The organism is Cellulomonas sp. 73-92 (assembly GCF_001898175.1).
Classification (GTDB): Bacteria; Actinomycetota; Actinomycetes; order Actinomycetales; family Cellulomonadaceae; genus Cellulomonas.
The window spans coordinates 271,304-282,882 of record NZ_MKTH01000004.1 but is presented as its reverse complement, the minus strand read 5'-3'; the positions used below and the strand labels follow the sequence as shown (position 1 = coordinate 282,882).

Sequence of the window (11,579 nt, the reverse complement as noted above, 5' to 3'; positions counted from 1 at the left end):
CGGATGTCGGCGTTGGGCGAGGTCGCGCGGGCCGACCGGGACTCGGCGACTCGGCGACAGCTGACACAACTCGTCTGCCGGCGAGCTCCTAGCGTTAGCATTGTTCACAGGAGGCGAATAATGCTAACGGTGCAGGACTCGGAGCGTCTGGTGGCTGGCGTGTGGGCCGACCTGGCGACCGCGTACGGTATCGTTGCGGACTTCCCCGGCCCCGATGCCCGTGCTGACGTAGTCCTCTCGGGTCCGAACCTGGCCCGGACCGCGTTCGCGATCAAGCGGTTCACCCGTCCCGTGCAACCGAGCGCCGCGCGGCGCCTGGCCGCTGTGGCGGCGGACAGCGGCAAGTCCGACGTGCGCCTGCTCGTCATCGCCCCGGGCGCCTCCCCCGAGGCACGCCGTGTCGCCGAGGAGGTCGGAGTCTCACTGATCACGGTGCAGGAGGGGACGCAAACGGAAGGGTTCCTCTGCACCGTGGCTGGCGTCGTGCGCCTGGAGTCGCCGACCCAGAGCCCGGCTCAGGTCCGCGCTCGGGGTCGCGTTCCATGGGGAACGTATGCCGTCGCGTTCACACTGCTCGAGGGGTCGGTCCGAGACCAGTCAGAGCTTGCCGCCCGGGCAGGCATCGGCCGGCCGAGGGTCTCGCAGGTGCTGACGCAGCTCGGCGAGTTCGTCGTACACAGCAACGCCGAGTGGGCCGTCAGGGATCCTCGGGCGCTCGCCGCCTGGCTCGTCGAGCGCTACCCCAAGGAACCACTGCTGGCGACCACGTGGGCGACGCTTGAGCCGCCGGTGCGCGCAGCCGAGACCGCCAGCCGGCGTCTCGACGAGATCGGCGTGCGGCACGCCGTGTCCGGCGAGGTCGCTGCCGACCGGATCGCACCCTGGGCCCGGCCGGCGACCGCCTGGATCTGGGTCGCAGCACCCGCAGACCTCCAGCCTGCAGGGCTGACGCCCGCGCCGGCGGACGCGGCCACCCTCACCCTGGCGGTGTCCGAGGACCCACACCTGTTGAGCTCCGCGCGTCCGGCGGCCGACGGCATGCCGCAGCTGCCGGGCTGGCGTGTCTGGGTCGACCTGGTGCATCAGGGGCGCGACGACGCGGCCGATGCCCTTGCCGACGGGCTCGTCGCCGGGAGGATCCGGTGACGGTGCGACTCGACCTGTGGTCGGCGTCGGCGGCCACCGACGCCGCATGGGCAGCCGCGTCGGACGTGGCCGAGCTCGCCCGACGGCTCGGAATCACGTACCGGCTCGTCGGCGGGATCGCCGTCACGCTGCTGACACACGTCCACGGCGTCGAGGACCGCGTGCCGGAACGCGAGACCGCCGACGCCGACATGGGTGTGCCACGGCAGGTCCTCGCGGACACCGACCTCGTCGGCGCGCTCCGTGAGCTGAGGTACGAGCAGGAGGCGGGCAACCGGTTCCGGCGCACCGACGGGCACAACGCGGTGATCGACGTGCTGACCGTCTCCCAGCGGGACCGTCAGGTCGAGTCCGAGACGTTCGGTGACCTGACGGTCGACGCCATCCCCGGCATGCACGTGGCGATGATGCTGCCGGCCACCGAGGTCGAGGTCGATGCCTACCTGCGCGACGGCACTCGGTTGGCGATGACGCTCGACGTCACCGACGTACGTGCCGCGCTCGTCATGAAGGCGTTCGCGTACCGGCTGCGCTTTGCAGCCAACGATGCCCGCGATGTCTGGCGCCTCCTCGAGGCCGCGGACGGTGCCGGCCTCACGGCTGACGACTGGCCCGCCGCGGCCGGAGCGCGGACGGCCGCCGCCCACCTGTGGTCCTTCTTCGGGCAGCCGGGCGGCGCCGGCGCTGCCACGGCCTCGCGCCGTCCCGTCGACCAGGCGCGGATCCGTCTGTTGATGATGAGGCTCGTGCCCGACGTCCAGCCGAGCGGCGGCTGAGGACCGCAGCCGTGGCGCGCTACAGCACCAGCCCGGACATCCGCTCGGCCAGGGCGATGTCGCGCCCCTCGGCCACGTGCTGGTAGCGCATCGCCATCGCCGCCGTGGTGTGCCCGGCCCGTTCCATGAGCTCCTTCAGCGTGGCCCCGGCCACGGCGGCGTACGTGTTGCCCGTGTGCCGCAGGTCGTAGAACCGCAGGTCGGGCCGGCCTGCGGCCACGCGGGCCTTCTCGAAGACGTTCCGCAGGCTCTCCCGCGAGACCGGCAGACCGTCCGGCCGGGCGAACAACAGCGCGTCCGGGCTCGAACCGATCCGCTCGAGGTGCGCCTCGATCGCGGGGATGACGTGCGGGGGCACGGTCACCTCCCGGGTGCCGGCATCCGTCTTCGGCGTCTCGAAGTGGACTCTGCCGTGGTCCCAGTTGGCGTTGCGGACGACGAGGACCTTGCAGCGCCGCACGGACCGGCCGTCCACCAGGTCGTCCCACAGCTGGATGTCCTTGCGGCGCAGGGCGTCCAGCTCGGCGAACCGCAGCGAGCACCACGCAGCCAGGGTCACCATCAGCCGGTAACCCTCGGGCATCTCCTGCTCGATCGTCGCCAGTTCCGACGGGGTGGCGATCACGACGGCGTGCTTCGGCTTCGGCGACTGACCGGCGCCCTTCACGCGGCACGGGTTGCCGTCCAGGAGCCCGTCGTCGACCGCTGTCGCCAGGATGGTGCGGAACAGCGCGTAGATCCGCGCACGCTGCGTCGGGGCATCCGGCGCCAGCATCGAGTACCAGGAGCGCACCGCCTCCGGCTGGATGGCGCCCAGCGCGGTCGTGCCCCAGTGCGGGATCAGCACGTGCTCGATCTTGTTCGCGTAGTCCGAGCGCGTGCGAATCTTCAGCCGGCGCTGCCGCAGCCACCGGCGGGCGTAGTCCTCGAACGGGATCAGCCGCGCCTCGGGGTTGATCTTGCGGTGCTCGATGAGGGTCTGCTGCTCGGCGAGCCAGACGTCGGCCGCCTTCTTGGTGGCGAACGTCGTCGGGGCGTTGACCCGCTCCTGCCCCGAGCCAGGCACCCCGAAGTAGGCCTGGTACCGCCCCGACGGGAGCTTGCGCACGCCTCCGAAGCCACGCCGTCCGGCCATCGCACCCACCTTCGACGGTTCATGCGCACGCATGCTTCGTGCATCTATCGTGCATTAAGCATCTCACAACCCGTTCCGCGCGATACCGTCTCGACAAGCGTCACTGCAGGTCAGAGCTGATATCGGTTCCGCACGGTTCCTCGGTATTCCGCGAGAGCCGCTGTTTCGAGTCCAGTCGGGCGCACCCCTCACGATGCAATTCACAACCTCGACGATGAGGTCGCGGCGCCCCGCGGCGCCGTCACAGGCGCGGCAGGACCTGCTCGCGCACCTGCTTGCGCAGGACCTTGCCGAGCGCCGAACGAGGCGTCTCCTGGATCCGGACCACCCTCCGGGGCACCTTGTAGGCGGCGAGGTGCTCACGGCAGTGGGCTCGCAGCGCCGCCTCGTCGAGCTCGGCGCCCGGCTCGAGCTCGACCGCGGCCACGACCATCTCCCCGCCCCGCTCGAGCGGCTTGCCGAACACGGCGGCGTCGACGACGGTCGGGTGCAGGCGCAGGACCGCCTCGACCTCCGAGGGCGAGACGTTGAAGCCACCCGTGATGACGAGCTCCTTGGCGCGGTCCACGATCGTGGTGAAGCCGTCCCCGTCCACCGTCACGACGTCGCCGGTGCGCAGCCAGCCGTCCGGCAGCAGGGACTGCGCGGTCTCCTCGGGCTCGTTCCAGTAGCCCTGGAACACCTGCGGCCCCTTCAGCAGCAGCTCACCCGGCTGCCCCTGGGGCACCTCGATGCCCGGGTCCTGCAGGTCGACGACCTTCATCAGGGTCGAGGGGAACGGCACGCCGATGGTGCCGGCGCGCCGGGTCGGGTGGAACGGGTTGCCCAGCGCGACCGGGGACGACTCGGTCAGGCCGTAGCCCTCGACGAGGAGCCCGCCGGACATCGACTCCCACAGCTCCACGGTCTGTTCGGGGAGGTTCATCGCGCCGGAGATGCAGAACCGGCACGAGCGCAGCGAGACCCCGCGTGCCTTCGCCGCCATCGCCGTGCGTTCGTAGATCGGAGGGACCGCGCAGTAGACGGTCGCGGGCGACCTCCGCATCGCCGTGAGGATCAGGTCCGGGTCGAACTTGGGGAAGAGGACCAGCAGAGCCTGCTTGCGCACGCCGTACGTCAGGTACAGCGTCATGCCGAAGGAGTGGAACATCGGCAGGATCGCGTAGAAGACCTCCTTGCGGTACTGCGCGCCGTACATCCATGCCTCGCCCTGCAGGGCGTTGGCATGCAGGTTGAGGTGGGTGAGCATCGCCCCCTTGGGGCGCCCGGTCGTGCCCGAGGTGTACTGGATCACGGCCAGGTCGTCGACACTCGGACGCGGATGGGCCGGGTCTAGGCGACCGTGACCGGCCAACGCCTCCCACGGGATCGTTCCCGGCGCCCGGCTGGTCAGTGCGGCGCGGGACCGGCGCAGGCTCGGCACCGGCAGCCGCAGGGCGAGCCGCTTGGCGGCCGGGAACGCGTGGAGCAGGTTCACCGCTACGACGTGGTCGATCTCGATGTCGGCCGGGAAGGCGCGGACGGCGGGGACCGCCACGTCCCAGGCGATCACGACGCGGGCCTGATGGCTCTCGAACTGGTGACGCAGCTCGCGGGACGTGTACAGCGGGTTGTGCTCGACGACGACGGCGCCCAGGCGCAGCACCGCGTAGAAGGCGACGACGTGCTGGGGACAGTTCGGGAGGATCAGCGCCACCCGGTCGCCGGCCCGGACTCCCAGCCGGTGCAGGCCTTCCGCCACCCGGTCGACCTGCTCGCCCAGCTCGGCGTAGGTCGTGCGACGGCCGAAGAACTCCGTCGCCGGGCAGGAACCGGCCTCGGCCACGGATCGCTCGAACATCGCGACCAGCGACTCGGTGGGGAGCTCGATCTCCGCCGGGACACCCGGCTGGTAGTTGGCGACCCACGGCCGGTCGGTGCTCGTCATGGGTGAATCCTCGTCCCCACGGTCAGTCACCGGTGGGGCCGTCGGACCCAGCCGACGACACCGCACGAACTCGCCGACGCCGGCTCGCTCGCCTGCTGCGACCTCGAGGCGGGATCATGGGCCCGGGCCTCACGACAGCAGCGTGCGGGGTAGGGACCGAGGAGGGTTCCCGTGGTTGATCCGATGCCGACCGGACCACAGCTCATCACCTACGCGGACCGGTGGGGCGGTGATGTCGCCGGGGTGCGGGCCCTCCTGGAGGGGCCGCTGGCGGGCGCCTTCGACGGCGTCCATGTGCTCCCGTTCTACCTGCCCTACGACGGCGCGGACGCCGGTTTCGACCCGCAGGACCACACGGCCATCGACCCCCGGCTGGGCACGTGGGATGACATGCGCCGGCTGGCGCAGGGCCGCCTGGTCATGGCGGACGTCATCGTCAACCACATGTCGTCGGGGTCGCGCCAGTTCGCCGACGTCGTGGCGAACGGCGACCGGTCGCCGTGGTCCGGGATGTTCCTCACCTTGTCGTCGGTGTTCCCCGAGGGCGCCACGGAGGACGACCTGACGCGGATCTACCGGCCCCGCCCCGGGCTGCCGTTCACGGCGATGACGCTCGGCGGTCGCCGCCGCCTGGTGTGGACCACCTTCACGCCGGCGCAGGTGGACCTCGACGTGCGCAGCCCGCAGACGTGGGACTACCTCACCACGGTGATCGACACCCTCACGGACGCCGGGATCCGCATGCTGCGCCTCGACGCGCTGGGCTACGCCGGCAAGGAGGCGGGCACCAACTGCTTCATGACGGGCACCACGCGCGCGCTCACCGAGCGGATCGTGCGCTACGCGCACGAGCGAGGCGCGCACGTGCTCGTCGAGGTGCACGGGCACTACCGCCAGCAGATCGAGATCGCGCAGACCGTCGACTACGTCTACGACTTCGCCCTGCCACCGCTGGTGCTGCACGCACTCACCGCGGCCGACCTCGAGCCGCTCGCGCACTGGCTGGCGATCCGGCCGCGGAACACCGTCACCGTGCTGGACACCCACGACGGCATCGGCATCGTCGACGTCGGCGTCAGCGACCTGCGTCCGGGCGAGCCGGGGCTGCTCGGCCCCGACCAGATCGACGCGCTCGTCGAGCGGATCCACGCCAACAGCGGCGGCACCAGCCGCGCCGCCACCGGCGCCGCTGCCTCCAACCTCGACCTCTACCAGGTGAACTGCACGCTCTACGACGCCCTCGGCCGGGACGACCGGCGCCACCTGCTCGCCCGCCTGATCCAGCTCTTCGTGCCCGGCATCCCGCAGGTGTACTACGTGGGGCTGCTCGCCGGGGACAACGACGTCGAGCGGCTGGCGGCGACCGGCGTCGGCCGCGACGTCAACCGGCACCGCTACACGGCGGACCAGGCGCAGGCCGCGCTGGCACGGCCGGTCGTCGCGGCAACGCTCGCTGCGCTGCGGCTCCGGCGGGAGCATCCGGCCTTCGCCGGCACGTTCTCCAGCGAGCTGCGCGGCAGCGCGGGCGAGCTGCGCTGGCGTCACGGTGACGACGAGGCCACGATCGCGTTCGACGTCGCGGACGCCGCGTTCACCGTCACCGCGACCGTCGACGGCGCGCCGCGCCCTGTCCTGGCCTCGGCGGCCCTCTGACCGGGCGCGGGCGTCCCACGTGCTGACCGCCCGGAATGCTCGGTGCCCGGCCGCGTTGTCGCAGGCATGAGCAGAGCGGTCGTGGTCGAGCAGTTCGGTGGTCCGGAGGTCCTCGAGGTCCGGGAGGTGGCAGAACCGCACGCGGGGCCGGGCCAGGTCCGGGTCCGCGTGAGTGCGGCCGGGCTGAACCCGAGCGACTGGAAGCGCATCGGCGCCGCGTCCGCCGCGGCGGCGCGCGGGCTGACCCTGCCGACGGGCTTCGGCTACGACCTGGCCGGCACCGTCGACGAGGTGGGCGACGGGGTGACGGGCTTCGCGGTCGGCGACCGCGTCTACGGCGGCGCGCCCGGCCGGGCGGTCGCCGAGCTCGCGGTGCTCACCCCGGGAGCCGACAGGGTGGCCCACACCCCCGACGGCCTCGACGACGTCGTGGCGTCCGCGCTGGCCGTCGCGGTGACGACCGCCGACGCGGTGCTGGCGGCCATCGGCGTGCGGGCCGGTGACACGGTCCTCGTCGGAGGCGCGGGCGGCGGCGTCGGCGTCTTCGTCGTGCAGCTCGCGGTGCTGGCCGGTGCACGTGTCATCGGCACCGGTAGCGCGTCGAGCGCCGACTTCCTGCGGGAGCTCGGTGCCGAGCCGGTGACGTACGGCGACGGGCTCGTCGAGCGCGTCAAGGCCCTGGCGCCGGGTGGCGTCACGGCCGCGGCCGATCTCGTCGGCGTCGAGACCGCGCAGGCCGCGATCGAGCTCGGCGTGCCGGCCGACCGGGTGGCGACGATCGCCGCCGCGGACCCGCCGGCCGGGGTGCGGCGCACGGGAGGCGTGGAGGCGTCGCCGGGTGCGCTCGAGCGGGTGGCCGAGCTCGTCGCCGCGGGCCGGCTGACCGTGCCGATCGCCGCCACCTACCCGCTGGAGCGGGTGCGCGAGGCCGTCGAGCGCCAGCGCGCCGGCCACGTGCACGGCAAGCTCGTCGTCACGCTGGCCTGAGCGCCGGCCGGATCGGAGAAGACAGCCATGACCATCGAGACCCTGCCGTGGAGCGACCCGCGCGAGCTGACCGACGTCGGCGTCGTGCTGGCCAACGGCCGCCTGGCACCGCGCCGGTTCGCGAACCGCGCGGAGGCGCAGGCGTGGGCCCGCCCGGAGGAGGGCGACGAGGTCGTCGAGCTCAACACCGTCTGCCAGTGTGACCTCTGAGCCGGTCCCCTGGGCGCGGTTCGACGACCTGCGGGCCGGCTCGTCGTCCCTGCTGCGGGCGGACCACGGGATCCTGCGGGCCGACACCCTCGACGAGGTCGAGCCCGTGCTGCGCGCGGCGCAGGCGGCGGCCGACGAGGGACGCTGGGCCTTCGGCTTCGTCGCCTACGAGGCGGCACCGGCCCTCGACCCCGCGCTCGCGACGCACGCCGGGACGGCCGGGCTGCCGCTGGCCTGGTTCGGGGTGGCCGACGAGCGCCTCGTCGTGCCGCCGATCACCCCGTCCGACGGCGCGGGGTACTCGGCGGGGCCTTGGACCTGCGGGTGGAGCCGCGAGCGCCACGCGGCGGCGGTCGAGGCCGTCCGCGCCCGCATCGCGGCGGGCGACACGTACCAGGTCAACCTGACGACGACGCTCACCGGGCCGGTGGCCGGGGACGCCGCCGCGCTGTACGCGGACCTGGCCGCCGCCCAGGGCGGCGCGCACCACGCGTACCTCGACACGGGGCGGTTCGCGGTCGCGGGCGCCAGCCCCGAGCTGTTCTTCACCTGGGGCGCCGGCGAGGTGACGATGCGCCCGATGAAGGGCACCGCGCCCCGCGGCGCCACCCCCGCCGAGGACCGGCGGGCGGCCGACGAGCTGCGGAACTCCCCGAAGGAGCGCGCCGAGAACGTCATGATCGTCGACCTGGTCCGCAACGACCTGGCGCGCATCGCCGCGCACGCGCCGAGGGTGACCAGCCTCTGCGCCGTCGAGACGTACCCGACCGTCCACCAGCTCGTCTCCGAGGTGGTGGCCGGCACCCGCGAAGGGATCGGCCTGGTCGACGTCTTCCGCGCGGTGTTCCCGAACGGCTCGGTCACCGGCGCACCCAAGCACCGGACGATGCAGATCATCCGGGAGCTCGAGGCGGAACCTCGGGGCGTCTACTGCGGCGCGGTCGGCCTCGTCGGGCCGCGCGGCGAGGTGACGCGATTCAACGTCCCTATCCGCACGCTGCTGATCGACCGCGACAGCGGCACCGGCCTCTACGGGGCCGGCGGCGGCATCACCTGGGACTCCATCGCGGACGCGGAGTACGACGAGCTGCTCGTCAAGGCGCAGATCCTGGCGTCCCGCACATCTTGAGGAACTCTTCAGGTCGGCCTGCGGCCGGCGAAAGGCCGCTGCGGTCGACTGGGTGCCGCGCGCGGCGATGGCCACGCGCGGTGCTGAGGAGGCGTGTCATGGTCATGACGAAGCTCGTTCGACGAGTGGCGGCCGCCGCGGGCGTGGCGGCGGTGGCGGTCGCATCGGCGGGAGCCGCCTGGGTGGCAGGCGGGAACGGCGACAAGGGGCCCAGCCCCACGGCCTCGTCGTCCGTGTCGGTCGACGACCAAGCGCTCCGCGCCCAGAAGATGGCGGACCTTCAGAAGCCGCGACCGGCAGAGTCCGCGCGGCCGTCCGGCGGGATCCTGGCCGACGAGCGAGCGGCCGGCCTGGTGGCGAGCAGCCTTGGTGTCTCGCACGACGCCGCCGAGGCGGCCCTGACCCAGCTCATCCCGCTGTCCGGCGCCAAGGGAGGCCTCGACCCGCACGGCGACGGCTTCCGCGCGGTCGCGACCGGCCTCGGCGTCACGCCGGAACGGCTGGCGCAGGCGATCGACGACCTCAAGCGTGGGCTTGGCTGAACCGAGAAGGACCACAATCGCGCCATGCGGATCCTGCTGGCCGAGGACGACGCGGCGGTCGCCGACTCGCTGTCGCGCGCCCTGGGCCGGGACGGGTACGACATCGACGTGGTCAGCGACGGCCTGTCGGCGCTGGACGCCCTCGCGGCGCGGGGCGCGGACCTGCTGATCCTCGACGTGCTCATGCCCGGGCTCGACGGGCTGCAGGTGTGCCGGCGGGTGCGAGCCGGGCACGACGAGACCCCGATCCTCATGCTCACGGCCCGCGACCTCATCGACGACCGCGTGGCAGGCCTCGACGCCGGAGCGGACGACTACCTCACCAAGCCGTTCGCCCTGCCCGAGCTGCGGGCGCGGGTCCGCGCGCTGCTGCGCCGCACGGGTTCGGGTGCCGAGATGCTGCGCTTCGCCGACGTCCGGCTGGACCCCGGTGCTGCCGTGGCGTGGCGGGGCGACGAGCGCCTGACGCTCACCCGCACCGAGTTCCTGCTCCTCGAGATGTTCCTGCGCCGGCCCCACCGGGTGCTGACCCGCGAGGTGATCACGTCCACCGTGTGGGGCTACGAGTTCGACGCCTCGGCGACGTCCCTGTGGGTCCACATCAGTTCGCTGCGCGCCAAGCTCGAGGACGGCGGTGCGCCCCGGCTGATCCAGACCGTGCGCGGCCTGGGCTACGTGCTGCGCGAGGAACCATGACCCTCCGCGGGCGCGTCGGCGTCCTGGCGGGGGTGGCGGCCAGTGTCATCGCGGCGGCCATCGGGGTGGGCGTGTGCGCGCTGTTCGTCTCCCAGCAGGCGGCGACCGTGGATGGGACGCTGGTGCGCGCGGCAGCGCAGTCGGGCGCGATCGCCCAGGCGATCAAGTCCAAGGTCGCAGACCAGGCAGGTCAACCGGTGTTCTCCGCACCGGTGTCGCTGCGCGACGCCGAGCTGCAGCTGTTCCCCGACGGCGTCACGGCGGGCGCCGGCACCACGGTAGGCACGATGACCGACGCGGACGTCGCCGTGGCCGAGGCCCGCAAGGATCCCTACTTCTCGGACGTCACCATCGACGGCCGCTCCTTCCGGGCCTTCACCACGAAGATGACCGGGACCGACCACGGCCTGGTGCGCGCCGCGTACCCCTACGCGACGATCACGGCCGACCGGCGGCGGCTGGTGTCGGCGTGCGCCGCACTGGCCGTGCTCCTCGGCGTCGGCACGGGTCTCCTCGGGCGGGCGCTGGCAGGCCGCACGCTGGCACCCGTTGCGCGCGTCACCGCGGCCTTCGACCGGGTCCGGCGCACCGGCCGGCTCGACGAGCGGCTCGCGGTTTCGGGGTCCGACGAGGTCGCGGAGATGTCCCGCGCCATGAACGAGATGCTCGCGGCCCTGGAGGCCTCGACGCTGGCGCAGAAGCAGCTGGTCGCGGACGCCTCCCATGAGCTCCGCACACCGCTGACCAGCGTCTTGACCAACCTCGACCTGCTCGACGAGCAACCCGGCCTGGCCGACCCGAAAGCACCGCTCTACGTCGACAGAGCCCGCGAGCAGGCCGGCCAGCTGCGACGCATCGTCGACGACGTCATCGACCTGGCGCGGCAGGGGCACGTCGCGCCCACGCTGGTCCCGACGCGCCTGGACCTGCTCGCCCGGCGGGTCGCCACCCAGGCGGCGGCGCGCGCCGACTCCGTGCGGTTCGCCGTCCGCACGGTCCCCTGCCCGTTGGTGGCCGACGAGGACGCCGTGAGCCGAGCGATCGCCAACCTCGTCGACAACGCGGTCGCCTGGAGCCCGCCGGGCGGGACGGTCACGATCGAGAGCGGGCACGCCGACGGCCACGCATGGGTGGCGGTGACCGACGAGGGCCCGGGGATCCCTGCGCACGACCTGCCGCACGTCTTCGAGCGCTTCTACCGCTCCCCCGAGGCCCGGCCGAAGCCCGGGTCAGGGCTCGGGCTCGCCATCGTGGCGGCAGTGGCCGCGGCACACGGCGGCGCCGCGACGGCCTCCTCGGACGCGGGCGGCACTCGCCTCGTGCTCTCGCTCCCGGCGCCCCCCGACGCCGACTGACGACGGAAGGGGCCGGCTCCCAC

11 protein-coding genes are annotated in these 11,579 nt (G+C 73.0%); 9 read left to right on the top strand and 2 right to left on the bottom strand.

Going from position 1 to position 11,579, the window contains the following annotated elements; genetic code table 11:
- Window positions 1-12: 12 nt before the first annotated feature.
- Together BGO37_RS02410 and BGO37_RS02405 are read left to right on the top strand one after the other, a co-directional pair.
- The gene (locus tag BGO37_RS02410; RefSeq protein WP_291751883.1) at window positions 13-1,146 is read left to right on the top strand and encodes a hypothetical protein; all 1,134 of its coding nucleotides are present in this window, start codon (window positions 13-15) and stop codon (window positions 1,144-1,146) included.
- A complete protein-coding gene (locus BGO37_RS02405; RefSeq protein WP_291751880.1) occupies window positions 1,143-1,922 on the top strand; it encodes a hypothetical protein in 780 nt (259 codons plus the stop codon). Before BGO37_RS02410 ends, BGO37_RS02405 begins: the two co-directional genes overlap by 4 nt.
- Before the next feature lie 19 nt (window positions 1,923-1,941).
- On the opposite strand, the gene BGO37_RS02400 is transcribed toward BGO37_RS02405, so the two are convergent.
- Together BGO37_RS02400 and BGO37_RS02395 are read right to left on the bottom strand one after the other, a co-directional pair.
- Entirely contained in the window at window positions 1,942-3,057 is a 1,116-nt protein-coding gene (locus BGO37_RS02400) for a site-specific integrase (RefSeq protein ID WP_291751878.1), read from the bottom strand.
- A gap of 241 nt (window positions 3,058-3,298) precedes the next feature.
- A complete protein-coding gene (locus BGO37_RS02395; protein WP_291751875.1) occupies window positions 3,299-4,984 on the bottom strand; it encodes a long-chain-fatty-acid--CoA ligase in 1,686 nt (561 codons plus the stop codon).
- 183 nt (window positions 4,985-5,167) lie between these two features.
- Here BGO37_RS02395 and gtfA point away from each other — a divergent pair, with 183 nt between their 5' ends.
- The 7 genes from gtfA (at window position 5,168) to BGO37_RS02360 (ending at window position 11,556) form a co-directional block, all read left to right on the top strand.
- A complete protein-coding gene (gene gtfA, locus BGO37_RS02390; RefSeq protein ID WP_291751872.1) occupies window positions 5,168-6,637 on the top strand; it encodes a sucrose phosphorylase in 1,470 nt (489 codons plus the stop codon).
- A 66-nt stretch (window positions 6,638-6,703) separates the two neighbouring features.
- Entirely contained in the window at window positions 6,704-7,624 is a 921-nt protein-coding gene (locus tag BGO37_RS02385; protein ID WP_291751869.1) for an NADP-dependent oxidoreductase, read from the top strand.
- 27 nt (window positions 7,625-7,651) lie between these two features.
- Complete coding sequence (locus tag BGO37_RS02380; RefSeq protein WP_291751866.1) at window positions 7,652-7,834, top strand: hypothetical protein; 183 nt, start codon at window positions 7,652-7,654, stop codon at window positions 7,832-7,834.
- Window positions 7,824-8,963: an anthranilate synthase component I family protein gene (locus tag BGO37_RS02375; RefSeq protein ID WP_291751864.1), complete on the top strand. Its 1,140-nt coding sequence runs from the start codon at window positions 7,824-7,826 to the stop codon at window positions 8,961-8,963. The genes BGO37_RS02380 and BGO37_RS02375 overlap by 11 nt, the downstream gene beginning before the upstream one ends.
- 104 nt (window positions 8,964-9,067) lie before the next feature.
- Window positions 9,068-9,505 (top strand): hypothetical protein, encoded by a 438-nt coding sequence (locus BGO37_RS02370; RefSeq protein WP_291751862.1) that lies wholly within the window; start codon window positions 9,068-9,070, stop codon window positions 9,503-9,505.
- 24 nt (window positions 9,506-9,529) lie between these two features.
- Complete coding sequence (locus BGO37_RS02365; protein WP_291751860.1) at window positions 9,530-10,201, top strand: response regulator transcription factor; 672 nt, start codon at window positions 9,530-9,532, stop codon at window positions 10,199-10,201.
- Window positions 10,198-11,556, top strand: coding sequence for a HAMP domain-containing sensor histidine kinase (locus BGO37_RS02360; RefSeq protein ID WP_291751858.1), 1,359 nt, complete (start codon window positions 10,198-10,200; stop codon window positions 11,554-11,556). The genes BGO37_RS02365 and BGO37_RS02360 overlap by 4 nt, the downstream gene beginning before the upstream one ends.
- Window positions 11,557-11,579: the final 23 nt, after the last annotated feature.